Consider the following 17,497-nt stretch of genomic DNA (forward strand, 5'->3'; position numbering starts at 1 on the left):
CTCTAGACTCTGGTCTTGACGCGTTTCTTGACGCGAACCGGTACCCACTTCGCTCGAAAACGCTCTAGCCGAGCGCTTGCGCGATCTCGGCCTGGATTGCGTCGGCCGCGGCCTTCGGATCAGCGGCTTCAAGGATCGGCCGGCCGACGACGAGATAGTCGGCACCTGCGGCGATCGCACGCCCCGGTGTCATGATGCGCTTCTGGTCGCCGCTCGGTGCGCCCGCGGGACGGATGCCCGGCGTCACCAGGCTCATCTGATGGCCGACGATCTTGCGCAAGGCGCCCACTTCTTCCGGCGAGCAGACGAGACCGTCGACGCCGAGCACCTGCGCCTGCTGCGCGCGCGCCTCGACCAGCTCGGAGACGCCGAGCCGATATCCGGCCGCGTGCAGATCGTCGTCATTGTAGGAGGTCAGCACGGTGACCGCGAGAATCTTCAAGCCCGATCCGCCGCGCCCCTCGACCGCGGCCTTCATGGTCTGCGGATAAGCGTGCACGGTGAGAAAGGTCGCGCCCAGCTTGGCGACGCTTTCGACACCGCGCGCGACGGTGTTGCCGATGTCGTGCATCTTGAGATCGGCGAACACCTTCTTGCCTCTGTCGGCAAGCTTGCCGATCAGCGGCAGGCCGCCGGCATAAGCGAGCTGATAGCCGATCTTGTAGAAGGTGACGCTGTCGCCGAGCCCAGCGATCATCGCCTCCGCAGCTTCAACGCTCGGCAGGTCGAGCGGCACGATCAGGCGATCCTTCGGGGCGATCTCGGCTGGCGTCATGTCACCTCACATCATGCGTTGGGAAATGTCGATCAACTGCGCGACCAGCTCCTTCAACGCGGCGATATCGCCCTCGTTCTTGAGCTTGTCCATATCGTCATAGGCCTGGTCGGCAAAGGCGAGCGTGAGCTGGCTCGCAATCACATTGGCGTGGCAGGAGGTCAGGATCAGCCTGAGCGCCTGCAGCGCACGGGCGGCACCTAACCGGCTCTGCGAGGCGCCAGCGAGCGCGAAGGCACGGTTGCGGAACACCTCGCCGCGCGCCTCGTGCGGATCCTGCACGCGGCTGACCCAGTCGATCGCGTTCTTGAGCAGCGGCGGCACCGAGGCGTTGTATTCGGGCGAGACGAACAGCACGCCGTGATGCGTGCCGATCATGCGCTTGAGATTGACGGCGTGCTTGGGGACGCCGGACTTGGCCTGGAGATCGCCGTCGTAGATCGGCAGCGGAAAATCGGCGAGCGAAATGCGGGTGACGTCGACGCCAGCCTGGGCGAATTCATAGGCGACCGCTGCCGCCAGCTTCGCATTGTGCGAGCCGGTGCGCAGCGAGCCGGGAATGACCAGGATTTTGGGTGCGGGCATCCACGTCCAAGCGTTCGGCGAAACGAGCCCGCCGTGCAGAGGAGGAAGCCGGCGGAATTAGTCCTTGCGATACACCCAGACGCGGGCCGGCGGAAGGTTCATCCAGATCCGTTCCGAGGCCTCTGTGGACACGCCGGGCAGCGATTTCGGGATCGGCGGCACCACCGCATAGGTGAACTGGACAAAGGGCGCGCCGGGCGCGAGCGCCGTGAAGGCATCGCGGATCAGCCGCAGCCGGGTCAGCATCGGTTTCGTCACCAGCGGCAGGCCGGAGACGACCGCGCTCGCCGGCGCGCTCAGCACGTTCCAGAGCGTGTCACGCAGGCGATAGGCATCGCCCTGCACCACCTTGGCCTGCGGATAGCGGTCGCGCAGCAAGGCGCAGAAGCCGGGATTGTATTCGACAAGGACGAGACGCTTCTGATCGACCCCGCGCTCGACCAGCGCGGAGGTGATGGCGCCGGTGCCGGGCCCGAGCTCGACCACCGGTGCGTCCGAATCGACATCGACGTAATGGGCCATGGTCCGCGCGAGCAGCTTGCCCGACGGCATCACCGCGCCCATGTGCAGCGGCTTTTCGATCCACGATCTGAGAAAACGCACCTCGTCATCGAGACGAGGCTTCTTCAACGCACGCGCGGACGATGGCAATGGCATGTCAGGACCGGACGGGACCGCGGGACCGCGGCGTGTCAGAAAATGGTCATAAAGACGTATAGGCCGAAGTCGATACGGTCAAGCCGAGTCAACTCGCCCGATTACCGAAGAAATCCTTGACCTTGGCGAAGAAGCCCTCGGATTCCGGCTGGGTGTTGCCGCTTGACAGCTTTTCGAACTCGGCCAGCAATTCCTGCTGCTTCTTGGTGAGATTTTGCGGGGTCTCGACCACGACCTGGACGTACATGTCGCCCATCTGGCGCGACCGCAGCACCGGCATGCCTTTTGATGCAATGCGGAATCGGCGGTTGGACTGGGTTCCGGGCGGCACCTTCACCTTGGCCTTGCCCTTTTCGATGGTCGGCACCTCGAATTCGCCGCCGAGGGCGGCCGTCACCATCGAGATCGGCACACGGCAATGCAGATCGGCGCCGTCGCGCTGGAAGAACTGGTGCTGGGCCAGCGACAGGAAGATGTAGAGGTCACCGGGCGGGCCGCCGCGGACCCCGGCCTCGCCCTCGCCGGCGAGCCTGATCCTGGTGCCGTCCTCGACGCCCTGGGGAATGTTGACGGACAGCGTGCGCTCGCGGGTGACGCGGCCCTGTCCCGCGCAGGACGGGCAGGCATCCTCGATCATCTGGCCGCGGCCCTGGCAGCCCGGACAGGTACGCTCCAGCGTGAAGAAGCCCTGCGACTGCCGCACGCGGCCAGCGCCGCCACAGGTCGAACAGGTCTTCGGCTTGGTGCCGGCCTTGGCGCCGATGCCCGAGCAGGCCTCGCAGGTAACCGAGACCGGAATCTCGATCTGCGCGGTCTTGCCGCCAAAAGCTTCCTCGAGCGTGATTTCCATGTTGTAGCGCAGGTCGGCACCGCGCTCGCGGCCGCCGCGGCCACGCTGCCCGGCCATGCCGAACAGGTCTTCGAAAATGTCGGAGAAGGAGGACGCGAAGCCCGCGCCGAAGCCGGCACCGCCGCCACCCTGCTCGAAAGCGGCATGGCCATAGCGGTCATAGGCGGCGCGCTTGTCCTTGTCCTTGAGGACCTCGTAGGCCTCGTTGATTTCCTTGAACTTGACTTCGCTGGTGTCGTCCCCGGGATTGCGGTCGGGGTGAAACTTCATCGCAAGCTTGCGGAACGACGATTTCAGCTTGCCTTCGTCGGCATCGCGTTCGACTTCGAGGGTCTCGTAGTAGCAGCGCTTGGTGGACGTGGACATGTTGAGCTCGGTCTATCCAATCGCGATTCAAGTCGGAGTGAAACGACGTCGCCACGCGACGATATCAGCAGCCTTCCGCCTCGCGGCGGAGGACGGCATGGCGGCGTTCAGCATAACGGCTGGAAATTGATCGATCGTAACGGGCGCCTGTCCCGCTCGTCCCGACACGTCGGCCTCCCCCGAAGGGGAGGAGGCCGGTCGCGCGTGTGGGGTCCAAGCCGTCCGCATGTCACCCTCTCGGGGCTCAGGCGGACTTCTTGTTGTTCTTGTCGTCGTCGACCTCGGTGAACTCCGCGTCGACGACGTCGTCCTTGGCCGCGTCCTTCTTGGCGTCGGCCTCGGCCTGCTGCTTGTACATGGCCTCGCCGAGCTTCATCGAAGCCTGGGCCAGCGTCTGGGTCTTGGCCTTGATCGCCTCGGCATCGTCGCCCTTCAGCGCTTCCTTGAGGTCGCTGACGGCATCCTCGATGGCGCGGCGCTCGGTTTCGGCAACTTTCGAGCCGTGCTCGGCCAGGGCCTTCTCGGTCGAATGCACCAGGCCATCCGCCTCGTTCTTGGCGGTGACGGCCTCGCGGCGCTTCTTGTCCGCCTCGGCATTGGCCTCGGCGTCCTTGACCATCTTCTCGATGTCGGCTTCCGACAGGCCGCCGGAGGCCTGGATGCGGATCTGCTGCTCCTTGCCCGTGGCCTTGTCCTTGGCCGAGACGTTGACGATGCCGTTGGCGTCGATGTCGAAGGTCACCTCGATCTGCGGCATGCCGCGCGGGGCCGGCGGAATGCCCATCAGGTCGAACTGGCCGAGCATCTTGTTGTCGGCCGCCATTTCACGCTCGCCCTGGAAGACGCGGATGGTGACGGCATTCTGATTGTCTTCAGCCGTCGAGAACACCTGGCTCTTCTTGGTCGGGATCGTGGTGTTGCGCTCGATGATGCGGGTGAACACGCCACCCAGCGTCTCGATGCCCAGCGACAGCGGGGTCACGTCGAGCAGCAGCACGTCCTTGACGTCGCCCTGGAGCACGCCGGCCTGGATCGCGGCGCCGATCGCCACGACTTCGTCCGGGTTGACGCCCTTGTGCGGCTCCTTGCCGAACAGCTGCTTCACGACTTCCTGGACCTTCGGCATGCGCGACATGCCGCCGACCAGGACGACTTCGCCGATCTCACCGGCGGTGACGCCGGCATCCTTCAGCGCCTTGCGGCAGGGCTCGACGGTCTTCTGCACGAGGTCGTCGACCAGCGCCTCGAACTTGGCGCGGGTGAGCTTCATCGTCAGATGCTTCGGGCCGGTCTGGTCCGCGGTGATGAAGGGCAGGTTGATCTCGGTCTGCGTCGTCGACGACAGCTCGATCTTGGCCTTTTCAGCGGCTTCCTTCAGGCGCTGCAACGCGAGCTTGTCGTTGCGCAGGTTGATGCCCTGCTCCTTCTGGAACTCATCGGCGAGGTAGCCGACGAGCCGCATGTCGAAATCTTCGCCGCCGAGGAAGGTGTCGCCGTTGGTCGACTTCACCTCGAACACGCCGTCACCGATTTCGAGAATGGAGATATCGAAGGTGCCGCCGCCGAGGTCGTACACGGCGATCGTGCCGGTCTTGGTCTTGTCGAGGCCATAGGCAAGCGCAGCCGCGGTCGGCTCGTTGATGATGCGCAGCACTTCGAGGCCGGCGATCTTGCCGGCGTCCTTGGTCGCCTGGCGCTGGGCGTCGTTGAAGTAGGCGGGAACGGTGATGACGGCCTGGTCGACCTTCTGGCCGAGATGGGCTTCCGCGGTCTCCTTCATCTTCTGAAGGATGAAAGCCGAGACCTGCGAGGGCGAATAGGTCTGGCCGTCGGCCTCGACCCAGGCGTCGCCGTTGGAAGCCTTCACGATCTTGTAGGGGACGAGCTTCTTGTCCTTCTCGACCATCGGGTCGTCGTAGCGGCGGCCGATGAGGCGCTTCACTGCGAAGAAGGTGCGCTCGGGATTGGTGACGGCCTGGCGCTTGGCCGGCTGGCCGACGAGGCGTTCACCGTCGTCCGTGACGGCGACGATCGAAGGCGTCGTGCGCATGCCTTCGGAATTCTCGATGACTTTGGCGTTTTTGCCATCCATCACGGCGACGCACGAATTCGTGGTGCCGAGGTCGATCCCAATGACCTTTCCCATGGTCCTGATATCCTTCTTTTTGCGGCAGGTTGGCTGGGCCCAGAAGGCACCCGAACCGAAACCCCCTAAGATCAAACATTCGCGATATTGCGATGGTTGACGCTCATATAGGAGGGGGGGAGGGGCCCGCAAGGACCGCAGCTAGGTTTCTGCCGCGAAAACATCGGGTTTTGGAAGACGATATCCGGGCTTCACCGCACTTGCGGGTGAGGAATTATTAACAGGTTCAGGCGTCAGCAAGCCCCCGCTACCGCAAGCCGACCCGCCCTGTTGCCGCAAGCCCAAACCCGGTAAAAGGCGGACCGGCCGGGGCAGCCACCAGAGCTGCTACGCGCGACAAAGCGGCCCGGTGGACCACCATCGAACGGCCTCAATGTGAACCAATCAGGGTGCCCATGAAGCTGATCCGTCCCCTCGCCGCGCTCGCCCTTCTCGTTGGCTCCGCGCTTCCGGCCCTCGCCGCCGACGCCGTGTTTCCGCCTGGCCTGCGCCTCGGCATGGTGCCGCTGGTCGGCCTCAACACGGCCAAGACCTTTCCGGGCTTCGAAAGCGAGGACGGCAGCGTCAAGGTGCTGATCACCGAGCTGCCGCCGGCGGCCTATGGCGAGGTCGTCAGCGCGTTCAATTCCAATCCGGGCGGCGCCAATGGCGTCAAGCAGGACAAGATCGAGACCCCCGCGGGCCTTGCCTATTTCACCACCGAGAGCGGCAAGGCCGGCGAAACCGCGGTGAAGCGCTATTCGATGATCGTGCCGGGCGCCGGCTTCTCCGGCTATGTCGCGGTGCAGATCCCGGAGAATGCGACCAAGATCTACACGGACGAGGCCGTGCGGCAGATGTTTGCCAGCGCCGCCACCCGCAAACAGGTCTCGGCCGAAGAGCAGATCGCGCTGATGCCGTTCAAGATCACCGATCTCGCCGACTTCAAGGACATCCGCACGCTGGCGCCGGGCTCCAGCATCATCCTCGCCGACGGTGACGAGAGCACCGGTTATGAATCGAAGCCGTTCATGATCCTCGGCCTGATCGGCGCGACGCCGCAAGCCGCCGACGACCGCGCCCGCTTCGCCCAGGAAGCCGCGCTGCAGATCCCCGGCGTGCGCGAATCCCGCGTCACCATGTCCGAGCCGATCCGCATCAACGGCCAGCAGGGCTTCGAGACCCGGATCGACGGAATCAGCGGCAAGGACAAGACCCCTGTTACCGTGGTGCAGTGGATCCGGTTCTCCAGCGGCGGCGCCTCGCTGCGCATCATCGCCAGCGCCCCGCGGGACCAGTGGCTCGCCGCCTTCACCCGCTTCCGCGCGGTGCGCGACGGGATTCAGCCGAAGGGCTAGGGCCGCGAAGGCGGCGCAACACATTCGGTGTCATCCCTGCGAACGCGGGGATCCATACCGCGTGATCTCGCGGTTGCACGCGGTCGCAGTGCCCATCAAGAGTCTTCGCCAAATTGCTCCCTGGGGGTATAGGTCCCGGATCTGCGCTTCGCTTGTCCGGGACGACAATGATGTCGGGGCTGACAGCCCAACCCATCACCAAGACCGGCCGCATTTTCGGGCTTCTGTTCGTGTACGAACGGAATTAGGCTTCGCTTCCGTTGGATCATCTCAAGAGGAGGCGGACGATGCTGGATCGGCGACAGATATTGACGGCGCTTGGGACGACGGCGCTGGTGGCGCTCGCGCCAACCGCGCTTCTCGCGGCCGCATCGATCAAGCCGGACGAAAGCTCTGCGCTGCTCGTGATCGACGTGCAAAACTGCTTCCTGCCGGGCGGCAGCCTCGCCGTGAAGGAAGGCGAGCAGGTCGTGCCGGTCATCAACAAGATCTCGAAGGCGTTTGCGAACGTGGTGATGACGCAGGACTGGCACACGCCGGGCCACGTCTCGTTCGCGTCGGTCCATTCCGGCAAGAAGCCGTTCGAGACCGTGGACCTTCCCTACGGCAAGCAAGTGCTGTGGCCGGACCATTGCGTGCAGGGCACTGACGGCGCTTCGCTGTCGAAGGACCTGTCGATCCCTCACGCCGAGCTCATCATCCGCAAGGGCTTTCACAAGGACGTCGACAGCTATTCGGCCTTCCTCGAAGCCGACGGCAAGACCTCGACGGGCCTTGCGGGATATTTGAAGGGCCGCAAGATCAAGCGTGTCTTCGTCGCCGGGCTCGCGACGGACTTCTGCGTCGCCTGGACCGCGCTGGACGCGCGCAAGGCCGGTTTCGAGGTCTATGTGGTGGAAGACGCCTGCCGCGGCATCGACACGCAGGGCTCGCTGGCGAAGGCCTGGGCCGACATGGCCAAGGCCGGTGTGAAGCGGATTCAGTCGGGCGATATTGCGGTGAGTGCGTAATCGGCGCCAACAACTGCAAGACCCTCATCCTGAGGAGCGCGCTTCATCGCGCGCGTCTCGAAGGATGAAGGCCCCGCTGCGGCAGCTTGACCTGAATGGTTCGAGACGGCGCTAACGCGCCTCCTCACCATGAGGTCGATCAATTCGGCGCGCCGCTCGACTCGTTGCTGTTCGCGGCCGGCGCGGGCTTTGCCCCGCCCTTGGCGACGCCGACCAGGGCCGGGCGCAGCACGCGCTCGCCGATGGTGTAGCCGGCCTGCATGATCTGCACCACGGTGCCCGACGGCACCGACGCATCGGGCACTTCGTACATCGCCTGGTGAAAGTTCGGGTCGAACCTCTGGCCCTGCGGGTCGAGCTTCTTCACACCGTGCTTCTCCAGCGCGTTGAGCAGCGCGCGCTCGGTGAGCTCGACGCCCTCGATCAGCGAGGTCAGTCCAGGATCGGCGGCGGCGCGCGCCTCGGCCGGAACGGCATCGAGCGCACGCTGGAGATTGTCGGCGATGTCGAGCACGTCACGGGCAAAGCCGGTGATGCCGTAGAGGCGGGCGTCGGCGACTTCCTTGGTGGTGCGCTTGCGCAGATTCTCCATCTCGGCCAGCGTCCGCAGCACACGGTCGCGCGCCTCGGCGACTTCCTTCTGCAGGGTCTCGACCGAGCCGGGCTCGGGATCGTCGGGCATGATGTAAGGCTTCGACACCACGGGCTCGCCAGTCGGCGCAGCCGCGTCTTCGGGTTGCCGGTCTCGATCGGTCATCGGCTGTAATCTCGAACTCGTTTCCAGGGATTGTTGGGCCGGATATCGTGCTTCGGGCGCCGAAAATCAAGCGCCCGTGATCAGATCAAACGCCGGTCAGCCCCCCAGCAGGCGACTGACGATGCGGGCGGCGTAGTCCACGGTCGGGATCACGCGGGCATAATTCAGCCGGGTCGGACCGATCACGCCGAGAACGCCGACGATGTGGCCGGCGGCATCCCGATAGGGTGAGATGATGGTGGAGGAGCCCGACAGGGAAAACAGTTTGTTCTCCGAACCGATAAAGATGCGCACGCCCTCGGCGGTCTCGGCACGGCCGAGCAGGTCGATCACGCCCCGCTTGGTCTCGAGATCGTCGAACAACAGGCGCACCCGCTCCAGATCCTCCAGCGCGTGCAGATCTTCCAGCAGATTGGCATGGCCGCGGACGATGAGCTGGCGGTCCTCGTTCTCGCCGCCCGACCAGCTGGCGATGCCGGCCGAAATCACCTTCTGCGTCAGCTGATCGAACTCGGCGCGGGCCTCGCCAAGCGCTGTCTCGAGTTCGAGCCGCGCCTCGGCCAGGGTCCGGCCGCGAATGCGCGCATTGAGGAAATTGCCGGCTTCGGTGATTGCCGACGAGGGAACCCCAGGGGGCAGCGTCAACACGCGGTTCTCGACCTGGCCGTCCTCGCTGACCAGGATCACCAGGGCCTTTTCAGGTTCCAGGCGTACGAATTCGATGTGCTTCAGCCGTGCATTGGATTTGGGCGTCAACACCACGGCCGCCGCCCGCGTCAGTCCGGACAGCCGCGTCAGCGCCTGGTCCAGCGCGGCCTCGACCGAGTGCGCCTGACCGACGGAGGTGAGCTGGCTCTGGATCGACTCCCGTTCGGCCTCGTTGAGGTCGCCGACCTGCATCAGAGCATCGACGAAGAAGCGCAGACCGAGTTCCGTCGGCAACCGGCCGGCGGACGTGTGGGGTGCGTAGATCAAGCCGAGCTGTTCCAGATCGGCCATGACGTTGCGGACCGAGGCCGGCGACAGCGGCATGGCGATCAGGCGGGAAATGTTGCGGGAGCCCACCGGCTCACCGGTCGCGAGATAACTTTCGACAATTTGACGAAAGATGTCGCGGGAACGCTCGTTGAGCTGGGCAAGGCCTGCGCGCGGCGCGATCAGATGGATCGGATCGTGATGGGCCACAGACGGTAACTCCTCTCAGATCCTTGTAATTTGTCTATCCCCGAGGGTTCTGACAAGCGCCGCGTTCGCAGACCCGAAAACAGGGGTGAAAAGACCTTGCCGCGCAACCCCACCCCACCTACAAGCACCGCCAACAGCCTTTCCCGTGAGTTTTGGAGGATTTCCCATGCGGCCAAGCCGCCGTGCGCCCGACGAATTGCGCCCCGTGACCCTGGAGCGCGGCGTGGTCAAATATGCGGAAGGCTCGTGCCTGGTGAAATTCGGCGACACCCATGTGCTGGTCACCGCCACGCTGGAAGACCGCCTGCCGCCGTGGCTGAAGGGCCAGGGCCGCGGCTGGGTCACCGCCGAATACGGCATGCTGCCGCGCGCGACCTCCGAACGCACCCGCCGCGAGGCCGCCGCCGGCAAGCAAAGCGGCCGCACCGTCGAGATCCAGCGCCTGATCGGCCGCTCGCTTCGCACCATCGTCGACCTCGAAGCGCTCGGCGAGCGCCAGATCACGGTCGATTGCGACGTGCTCCAGGCCGACGGCGGCACCCGCACGGCCTCGATCACCGGCGCCTGGGTCGCGCTTGCCGATTGCATCAACTGGATGAAGGCGCGCAACATGATCAAGGCCAACGTGATGCGCGACAACGTCGCCGCGATCTCGTGCGGCATCTACAACGGCACGCCCGTGCTCGATCTCGACTATGCCGAGGATTCGGAAGCCCAAACCGATGCCAATTTCGTCATGACCGGCGATGGCCGCATCATCGAGGTGCAGGGCACCGCGGAACGCGAGCCGTTCACACAGGACGAGTTCCTGAAGCTGATCGCCCTGGCGCAGAAGGGTATTGCGCGGCTGGTGGACTTGCAGAAGCTGGCCGTGGCGTAGTCAATAAGCCATGCACCGCCGAATCACCGGAAAGCTCGTCATCGCCACTCACAATCCCGGCAAGCTCGCCGAGATGAAGGAGTTGCTCGCGCCGTACGGGATCGAAGCGGTGTCCGCCGGCGAGCTCGGCCTCGCCGAACCCGACGAGACCGGCAACGACTTCCGCAGCAACGCCGCGATCAAGGCGATCGCGGCGGCGCAGGCGACCAGGCTTCCGTCCTTCGCCGACGATTCCGGCATCGTGGTCGATGCGCTCGACGGCGCGCCCGGAATCTACAGCGCGCGCTGGGCCGGTCCGTCCAAGGATTTCAACGCGGCGATGGCGCAGATCGAGCGCCTACTGCAGGAACGCGGTGCCACCACGCCTGCAAAGCGCACCGCGCATTTCGTCTCCGCGCTCTGCGTCGCCTGGCCCGACGATCATCTCGAAGAGGTCGAGGCCCGCGTCGACGGCACGCTGGTGTGGCCGCCGCGCGGCACCGCCGGTTTTGGGTACGATCCGATGTTTTTGCCGAACGGCCATGCGCGCACTTTCGGCGAGATGACCAGCATCGAGAAGCATGGCCTGCCGCCGCTCGGCCTCGGCCTGTCGCACCGCGCGCGCGCTTTCCGGAAACTGGCGGAGATCTGCCTTGAGCCGCGCTAACCAAGCTTTCGGCGTCTACGTGCACTGGCCGTTCTGCCTGTCGAAGTGCCCCTATTGCGACTTCAACAGCCATGTCCGCCACGCCGCGATCGACGAGGCGCGCTTTGCGTCCGCCTTCGCGCGCGAGATCGCGACGACCGCCGAACGCGCGCCCGGCCGCGAGGTCACCTCGATCTTCCTGGGCGGCGGCACACCGTCGCTGATGCAGCCCGCAACGGTCGGCGCGGTGCTTGACGCCATCGGCAAGCACTGGACCGTTGCGAAGGACGCCGAAGTCACGCTGGAAGCAAACCCGACCAGCGTCGAGGCCACGCGCTTTGCCGGCTATCGCGCAGCCGGCGTCAACCGCGTCTCGCTCGGCGTGCAGGCGCTCGACGATGCCTCGCTCAAAGCGCTGGGCCGTCTGCACAGCGCGCGCGAAGCCCTCGATGCCGTCGCGATCGCGCGCCGCTCGTTCGACCGCTATTCGTTCGACCTGATCTACGCCCGCCCCGACCAGACGCCGGCGATGTGGGCCGACGAGCTTCGGCTCGCGGTGAGCGAGGCCGCCGAGCACCTGTCGCTCTATCAATTGACGATCGAGGAAGGCACGCCGTTCTTCGGCCTGCACCAGGCCGGCAAATTGAAGACGCCGGATGAGGCGGTCGCGCGCGCGCTCTACGACGTCACGCAGGAGACCTGCGACAAGCTCGGCCTGCCCGCCTACGAGATCTCCAATCACGCGCGCCGCGGCGCCGAGTGCCGGCACAATCTGGTCTATTGGCGCGGCGAGGAATATGCCGGCATCGGTCCGGGCGCCCACGGCCGTCTCGACATCGACGGTATCAGGCACGCCACCGCCACCGAGAAGCGTCCGGAGGCCTGGCTGATGCGGGTCGAGACCAACGGCCATGGCGTCGTCACCGACGATCTCCTCAACAGCGAAGAACGCGCCGACGAATTTTTGCTGATGGGATTGCGCCTCGCCGAAGGCATCGACCCCGAGCGCTACAAGGCACTCTCGGGCCGCCCGCTCGACCCCAAGCGCATCGCGCTTCTGCGCGAGGAAGGCGCGATCACGGTCGATGCGACCGGACGTCTGCGCGTGACGAGCAGCGGCTTCCCGGTGCTGGACGCGGTGGTTGCGGACCTCGCGGCGTAGCGAGATCTCGTTCTGGGCTACGCCCCAAAACTCTTCGGCGAGCCCGCAACCGCAACGCCGCCGCCCTGCGTCACCTTCATCACCGCAAGTCCGCGTTCGTTGGTGCCATCGGCGCGGAAACGGAACAGGCCGTCGATGCCGGCGAAGCCGGAAGGGTTGGTCAGCACGTCGGGCGAGAAGCGCGTGGTGCCTTGCGTGCGCGCGAGCGCGGCAACGAGCGCGACCGCATCATAGGCGAGCGTCGCGGTGCGGATCGGCTCGGCGCCATATTTGGTGCGATAACGGCCTGAGAACGCGCGGAAGCCGGCCGGGTCGGGCGCGGCGTAGAGGCCGCCCTGAAGCGCCGGGCTCGCATAGACGCGCGGATTATCCCACAGACCGGTGCCGAGCAGCTGGATGTTGCGCAGGTTCGCGCCCGCCGCGGTCATCGCATCGGCCACGGTTACCACGGCATCGCCGTCATCGGCGATGAACAGCGCATCCGCACTGCCGAGCTGCTGCGCCACCGTGCGTGCCGGCGTGGCACGATCGGCGCCGTATTTCTCAAAGGCGACGATGCGCCCGCCACGGCGCGGCACCGCCACCTTCACCGCGGCTTCGACGACATTGCCATAGGCATTGTCGGGCACCAGCACGGCGACCGAGCGCTTTCCGATGCTGGCGGAATATTCGACGATGCGGTTGACGTCGGACTCCGGCAGGAAGGACAGCAGATAGACGCCGCGGCCGGCGATGCTGGAGTCGGTCGAGAACGCGATGACGGAAATGCCGCGCGTGCGCGCGACCTGCGCCACGGCCGGCACCGATTGCGCGAACAACGGTCCCAGAATGATTTCGGCGCCCTCGTCGACGGCCTGCTGCGCGCCGGCCTGTGCGCCTTGCGGGCTGCCATTGTCGTCCTTGATCAGGAGCTGGATGTTCGGATTCTGGAACTCAGCCAACGCCATCTCGGCCGCATTGCGCATGGATTGCGCGGCAAGGCCGGCATTGCCTGCTGCCGAGAGCGGCAGGATCACCGCGACCTTGACTCCGCCGGTGCCGGCGGTCGTCGCCTGTTGCGGGGGACCCGCGGGCTGGGCCGGAGGCGGTGAGCCCGAGAACGGGTTGGAGAACTGGCTGAGACTCTGCTGCACACCGGCGCAGGCCGAGAGCAGGGGTGTGCCAAGCAGCAGGCCGAGTGCGCTCCGCCGGGTCGCCCCTGATATCCGGGAACCCTGAACGGGAGACTTCAAATCGCGCGGGCCCACCATGGCAGCTTCTCTTCTGACCAGCGATCGCCAGCCGGTCACAACACTTGTCCCGCGACACAAGCCGCGGATTCAGGCATAATGTCGGCAAATAGTTAACTAAAACAAAAGGATAATAACCGCTTAACGCGGCCGCACCTCAAATCCTGGCTAGCTGTCCACCGTCCGTCACCCAGCATCAAGGCGGCCTTTCCGCCGTGAATATGACGCAGGTGCTTCATTCCCTCGGGAATGTGAGGCCTGCCGGATCACATTCCAGTCGTTCCCTCGCCCCTTGCCTCGGCACGATCTTTTTCGAACAGTCGGTTCCCAGCCCTCCGGATCGTGCCTAAGTTGACTTCATTATGCGCGCAAAGCCGGCCCCGATAAATACGCCTGAAGGCCCAGACGCCGCCCCGCGCGGCTTCTCCATCGACGCCCATCGGCTGCCGGCCCCGAAGGCGGCGCCGGGCCTCTATCTGGTCGCCACCCCGATCGGCAATCTCGGCGACATCACGCTGCGGGCGCTGCAGACCCTGGCCGGCGTCGACATCATCGCCTGCGAGGACACCCGCATCACGCGGCGCCTGACCGAGCGCTACGCCATTACCGCGCAGCTGAAGCAATATCACGAGCACAACGCCGAAGCCGCGCGCCCGAAGATTCTGGAAGCGCTTGCTGCCGGCGGCTCGTTGGCACTGGTCTCGGATGCCGGCACGCCGCTGATCTCCGACCCGGGCTTCAAGCTGGTGCGCGAGGTCTGCGCCGCCGGCCATGCGGTCTATGCCCTGCCCGGCCCGTCCTCGGTGCTCGCCGCACTGTCGGTCGCGGCACTGCCGACCGACCGGTTCTTCTTCGAAGGCTTCCTGCCGGCGAAATCGGGCGCACGGCGCACGCGCCTCACCGAGCTCGCCCGCATTGACGCGACGCTGGTGATGTTCGAGTCGGGCAACCGCGTGCAGGACACGCTGGCCGAGCTCGCCGAGATCATGGGCCCGCGCGAGGCCGCGATCTGCCGCGAGCTGACCAAGCTGCACGAGGAGATTTCGCGCGCGACGCTGGCGGAGCTGGCGCGCGAGGCCGATGGGCTGGAGACGCGCGGCGAATTCGTGCTGGTGATCGCTCCGCCAGCGGCCGACGCCGAGGTGCTGGCATCGGATGCCCTCGACGATCTCCTGCGCGCGCAGCTTGCCGCGCACAGCGTCAAGGACGCCGTGGCGCATGCCGTCGCGCTCTCGGGCCGGCCCCGCCGCGAGGTCTATGCCCGCGCGCTCGAGCTCGCAAAGGATTTGCGGGGCGGTGATGGCGAAGACTGAGACCCCTGCGGAACCCAAGATCGCCTCGCCCGAGCGCGTCGCCGCGTTCCGCACCGGCATCTCGGCCGAGAGCCGCGCCGCCGCCTATCTCATGGCCAAGGGCTATCGCATCCTCGCCAAGCGCTTTCGTACGCCGCATGGCGAGATCGACCTTGTGGCGCGCCGGCGCAATCTGATCGCCTTCGTCGAGGTCAAGGCCCGCGCCAGCCTCGATGACGCCGCCTATGCCGTGACCCCGCGCCAGCAGCAGCGCATCATCAATGCCGCGCAAGGCTGGCTCGTGGCGCATCCCGAGCATGCCGAATTCGAATTGCGATTCGACGCCATGCTGATTGCGCCGCGCTCGCTTCCGCGCCATGTGTTGGCGGCATTCGACGCCTCGACCTGAAAGGCAGACCATGAAACTGAACGTCGCCGTCCAGATGGACCCCATCGCCCGCATCAACATCAAGGGCGATTCCACCTTCGCGCTGCTGCTGGAGGCGCAGAAGCGCGGCCATGGCCTGTCCTATTACACGCCGGACAAGCTCTCGATGGTCGGCGAGGAGATCGTCGCGCCGGTTCAGCTGCTGACCGTGCGCGACGAGCCGGGCAACCATTTCACGCTTGGCGAGCCGAAGCGCGAGGCGCTGAACGGCTTCGACGTGGTGCTGCTGCGCCAGGATCCGCCGTTCGATCTCGCCTACATCACCTCGACGCACCTCCTGGAGCGCATCCATCCGAAGACGCTGGTCGTCAACGATCCGGCCTCGGTGCGCAACGCGCCGGAAAAGCTGTTCGTGATGAATTTTCCGCAGCTGATGCCGCCGACGCTGATCTCACGCGATCTCGACGAGATCAACGCATTCCGCGACAAGCACGGCGCCGTCGTGATGAAGCCGCTGCACGGCCATGGCGGCGCGGCGGTGTTCCGCGTGATGCCGCAGGACATGAACTTCGGCTCGCTCTACGACATGTTTTCAGTGACGTTCAGGGAGCCCTGGGTGATCCAGCAATTCATCCCTGAGGTGAGGCGCGGCGACAAGCGCATCATCCTCGTCAACGGCGAGTTCGCCGGCGCGGTGAACCGCGTGCCGGCCGCCGACGATCTCCGCTCCAACATGGTGCGCGGCGGCGCGGCGCAGGAGACCGAGCTTACCCCGCGCGAGCGCGAGATCTGCGCCACCGTCGGACCTGCGCTGCGCGAGCGCGGCCTGTTGTTCGTCGGCATCGACGTCATCAACGGCAACCTCACCGAGATCAACGTGACCTCGCCGACCGGCATCCGCGCCATCGCGCGGCTCGGCGGCCCTGACGTCGCGGCGAAGGTGTGGGACGTGATCGAAGAGAAGCGGAAGAAGTAGCGATCGGCGACTGCGTGGGAGAGACCGCAATCTCTCCCCATCGTCGTCCCCGCGCACGCGGGGACCCATACCGCGGAATCCATCAGTGGCGGACGGTCGAAGTACCGACCGACCAGTCTTCGCCAAGATTCTCCCGGGGTTATGGGTCCCTGCGTTCGCAGGGACGACAGCAATGTTGTGCGCGCTGCACGGTCTCACGCGCATCGTCGTGGGACCATCACTAACCACCCGTTCACCATGACGTCCCGCATCTCGTGCGAACGCACGAGCCGCCTTACGTGAATCTACCGGGCCGCTGGCCGACCCAATAACGCCGCGTTCACCATCTGCCGAGAACCCGCAGCGTGACGGGCCGGCGCGTCCGGCCTCGCAACACCCCTTATACTTTTACTCCCTACTCATCGACATGGGGGAACCCGCCACGTGCGGTCCGAGTGCCCCGCGTATGAGTAAGAGCGTATGAACACCGCACGCATTGTCGTCCTCGTCATCGCGCTGGCCGCCGGCGGCGTCGCTGCGTATCTGGCGAGCGGCTATCAGAATGCCCCCGCGCCCATTGCGCCCGTCGCCGAGAAGCTGCCGACGGTCGAAGTGCTCATCGCCAAGAACGACATCCAGCTCGGCCAGGCGCTCAAGCCCGACGATCTGCAATGGCAGACCTGGCCCGCGGCGACGGCGAGCAATGCCTTCATTCGCCGTGACAGCAGGCCCGAGGCCCAGACCCAGATCGCCGGCTCGATCGCACGCGTCCCCCTGATGCAGGGCGAGCCAATCCGCGAGCAGAAGCTGGTCAGGGCCGAAGGCTCCGGCTTCATGGCCGCGATCCTGCCCTCGGGCATGCGCGCCGTTTCCACCGAGATTTCAGCCGAGACCGGCGCGGGCGGCTTCATCCTGCCGAACGACCGCGTCGACATCGTCCTGACCCGCCGCCTGAAGAATCCCGACGCCAATGGCGCCCTGGCCGGCAACGACCTCATTCTATCCGAGGTGATCCTGACCAATATCCGCGTGCTCGCGATCGACCAGGCGCCGAAGGAAAAGGACGGCCAGACCGCCGTCGTCGGCAAGACCGTCACGCTCGAGCTCAAGCCCGACCAGGTCGCGACGCTGTCGGCGGCGCGCCAGGGCGGCACGCTCCAGCTCGCGCTGCGCAGCATCGTCGATGCCAACGCGGTGGAAGGCACGATCGAGGACAAGGCGGCCAAGGTCACCGATGGCGTCAACGTCATCCGCTTCGGCGTACCAGCGCGGCAACTAACGTCACAGAAGTGATGGGG

17 protein-coding genes are annotated in these 17,497 nt (G+C 65.8%); 9 read left to right on the forward strand and 8 right to left on the reverse strand.

The features are described 5' to 3' along the window. Positions 1–64: 64 nt before the first annotated feature. The 5 genes from pyrF to dnaK form a co-directional block, all read right to left on the reverse strand. Positions 65–775: an orotidine-5'-phosphate decarboxylase gene (gene pyrF, locus CO669_RS14280; RefSeq protein WP_097660449.1), complete on the reverse strand. Its 711-nt coding sequence runs from the start codon at positions 773–775 to the stop codon at positions 65–67. Between the two features lie 6 nt (positions 776–781). Beyond that, entirely contained in the window at positions 782–1,360 is a 579-nt protein-coding gene (locus tag CO669_RS14285) for an NADPH-dependent FMN reductase (RefSeq protein ID WP_097660450.1), read from the reverse strand. A 57-nt stretch (positions 1,361–1,417) separates the two neighbouring features. Further along, positions 1,418–2,017 (reverse strand): class I SAM-dependent methyltransferase, encoded by a 600-nt coding sequence (locus CO669_RS14290; RefSeq protein ID WP_027534962.1) that lies wholly within the window; start codon positions 2,015–2,017, stop codon positions 1,418–1,420. Between the two features lie 88 nt (positions 2,018–2,105). Then, the gene (gene dnaJ / locus CO669_RS14295) at positions 2,106–3,233 is read right to left on the reverse strand and encodes a molecular chaperone DnaJ (RefSeq protein ID WP_097660451.1); all 1,128 of its coding nucleotides are present in this window, start codon (positions 3,231–3,233) and stop codon (positions 2,106–2,108) included. A 244-nt stretch (positions 3,234–3,477) separates the two neighbouring features. After that, entirely contained in the window at positions 3,478–5,379 is a 1,902-nt protein-coding gene (gene dnaK / locus CO669_RS14305) for a molecular chaperone DnaK (protein ID WP_097660453.1), read from the reverse strand. Positions 5,380–5,774: 395 nt separating this feature from the next. Between dnaK and CO669_RS14310 the strand changes: the two genes are divergently transcribed. Both CO669_RS14310 and pncA read left to right on the forward strand, forming a co-directional pair. Beyond that, the gene (locus CO669_RS14310) at positions 5,775–6,716 is read left to right on the forward strand and encodes a hypothetical protein (protein ID WP_198964012.1); all 942 of its coding nucleotides are present in this window, start codon (positions 5,775–5,777) and stop codon (positions 6,714–6,716) included. A gap of 287 nt (positions 6,717–7,003) precedes the next feature. Next, positions 7,004–7,726 (forward strand): bifunctional nicotinamidase/pyrazinamidase, encoded by a 723-nt coding sequence (pncA, locus tag CO669_RS14315; protein ID WP_097660455.1) that lies wholly within the window; start codon positions 7,004–7,006, stop codon positions 7,724–7,726. 139 nt (positions 7,727–7,865) lie between these two features. Here the strand turns inward: pncA and grpE are convergent, their stop codons facing one another. Then, complete coding sequence (gene grpE, locus CO669_RS14320) at positions 7,866–8,483, reverse strand: nucleotide exchange factor GrpE (protein ID WP_097660456.1); 618 nt, start codon at positions 8,481–8,483, stop codon at positions 7,866–7,868. Positions 8,484–8,579: 96 nt separating this feature from the next. Beyond that, positions 8,580–9,668 (reverse strand): heat-inducible transcriptional repressor HrcA, encoded by a 1,089-nt coding sequence (hrcA, locus tag CO669_RS14325; RefSeq protein WP_097660457.1) that lies wholly within the window; start codon positions 9,666–9,668, stop codon positions 8,580–8,582. 166 nt (positions 9,669–9,834) lie between these two features. Here hrcA and rph point away from each other — a divergent pair, with 166 nt between their 5' ends. From rph to hemW, 3 genes are read left to right on the forward strand one after another with little or no spacing between them, the layout of a single operon-like run. Continuing rightward, positions 9,835–10,548 (forward strand): ribonuclease PH, encoded by a 714-nt coding sequence (gene rph, locus CO669_RS14330; RefSeq protein ID WP_097660458.1) that lies wholly within the window; start codon positions 9,835–9,837, stop codon positions 10,546–10,548. A 10-nt stretch (positions 10,549–10,558) separates the two neighbouring features. After that, positions 10,559–11,194, forward strand: a complete 636-nt coding sequence (gene rdgB / locus CO669_RS14335) for an RdgB/HAM1 family non-canonical purine NTP pyrophosphatase (RefSeq protein ID WP_097660459.1) — start codon at positions 10,559–10,561, stop codon at positions 11,192–11,194. Then, positions 11,181–12,335, forward strand: coding sequence for a radical SAM family heme chaperone HemW (gene hemW / locus CO669_RS14340; RefSeq protein ID WP_097660460.1), 1,155 nt, complete (start codon positions 11,181–11,183; stop codon positions 12,333–12,335). The genes rdgB and hemW overlap by 14 nt, the downstream gene beginning before the upstream one ends. Positions 12,336–12,352: 17 nt before the next feature. Here the strand turns inward: hemW and CO669_RS14345 are convergent, their stop codons facing one another. Beyond that, positions 12,353–13,585 (reverse strand): penicillin-binding protein activator, encoded by a 1,233-nt coding sequence (locus CO669_RS14345; RefSeq protein ID WP_198964013.1) that lies wholly within the window; start codon positions 13,583–13,585, stop codon positions 12,353–12,355. Positions 13,586–13,926: 341 nt separating this feature from the next. On the opposite strand from CO669_RS14345, the gene rsmI reads away from it, so the two are divergent. The 4 genes from rsmI (at position 13,927) to cpaB (ending at position 17,492) form a co-directional block, all read left to right on the forward strand. Next, a complete protein-coding gene (gene rsmI / locus CO669_RS14350; RefSeq protein ID WP_097660461.1) occupies positions 13,927–14,877 on the forward strand; it encodes a 16S rRNA (cytidine(1402)-2'-O)-methyltransferase in 951 nt (316 codons plus the stop codon). Further along, complete coding sequence (locus CO669_RS14355; protein WP_097660462.1) at positions 14,864–15,265, forward strand: YraN family protein; 402 nt, start codon at positions 14,864–14,866, stop codon at positions 15,263–15,265. Before rsmI ends, CO669_RS14355 begins: the two co-directional genes overlap by 14 nt. Positions 15,266–15,275: 10 nt before the next feature. Beyond that, entirely contained in the window at positions 15,276–16,220 is a 945-nt protein-coding gene (gene gshB / locus CO669_RS14360) for a glutathione synthase (RefSeq protein WP_097660463.1), read from the forward strand. Positions 16,221–16,679: 459 nt separating this feature from the next. After that, on the forward strand, positions 16,680–17,492 hold the full coding sequence (gene cpaB / locus CO669_RS14365; protein ID WP_097660464.1) for a Flp pilus assembly protein CpaB: 813 nt from the start codon (positions 16,680–16,682) through the stop codon (positions 17,490–17,492). Positions 17,493–17,497: the final 5 nt, after the last annotated feature.

Source organism: Bradyrhizobium sp. Y36, assembly GCF_002531575.1.
Taxonomy (GTDB): Bacteria; Pseudomonadota; Alphaproteobacteria; order Rhizobiales; family Xanthobacteraceae; genus Bradyrhizobium.

Coding starts and splice junctions, on each gene's coding strand:
- pyrF (WP_097660449.1), bottom strand. CDS start 775: ATGACGCCAGCCGAGATCGCCCCGAAGGATCGCCTGATCGTGCCGCTC.
- CO669_RS14285 (WP_097660450.1), bottom strand. CDS start 1,360: ATGCCCGCACCCAAAATCCTGGTCATTCCCGGCTCGCTGCGCACCGGC.
- CO669_RS14290 (WP_027534962.1), bottom strand. CDS start 2,017: ATGCCATTGCCATCGTCCGCGCGTGCGTTGAAGAAGCCTCGTCTCGAT.
- dnaJ (WP_097660451.1), bottom strand. CDS start 3,233: ATGTCCACGTCCACCAAGCGCTGCTACTACGAGACCCTCGAAGTCGAA.
- dnaK (WP_097660453.1), bottom strand. CDS start 5,379: ATGGGAAAGGTCATTGGGATCGACCTCGGCACCACGAATTCGTGCGTC.
- CO669_RS14310 (WP_198964012.1), top strand. CDS start 5,775: ATGAAGCTGATCCGTCCCCTCGCCGCGCTCGCCCTTCTCGTTGGCTCC.
- pncA (WP_097660455.1), top strand. CDS start 7,004: ATGCTGGATCGGCGACAGATATTGACGGCGCTTGGGACGACGGCGCTG.
- grpE (WP_097660456.1), bottom strand. CDS start 8,483: ATGACCGATCGAGACCGGCAACCCGAAGACGCGGCTGCGCCGACTGGC.
- rph (WP_097660458.1), top strand. CDS start 9,835: ATGCGGCCAAGCCGCCGTGCGCCCGACGAATTGCGCCCCGTGACCCTG.
- rdgB (WP_097660459.1), top strand. CDS start 10,559: ATGCACCGCCGAATCACCGGAAAGCTCGTCATCGCCACTCACAATCCC.
- CO669_RS14345 (WP_198964013.1), bottom strand. CDS start 13,585: ATGGTGGGCCCGCGCGATTTGAAGTCTCCCGTTCAGGGTTCCCGGATA.
- rsmI (WP_097660461.1), top strand. CDS start 13,927: ATGCGCGCAAAGCCGGCCCCGATAAATACGCCTGAAGGCCCAGACGCC.
- CO669_RS14355 (WP_097660462.1), top strand. CDS start 14,864: ATGGCGAAGACTGAGACCCCTGCGGAACCCAAGATCGCCTCGCCCGAG.
- gshB (WP_097660463.1), top strand. CDS start 15,276: ATGAAACTGAACGTCGCCGTCCAGATGGACCCCATCGCCCGCATCAAC.
- cpaB (WP_097660464.1), top strand. CDS start 16,680: ATGAACACCGCACGCATTGTCGTCCTCGTCATCGCGCTGGCCGCCGGC.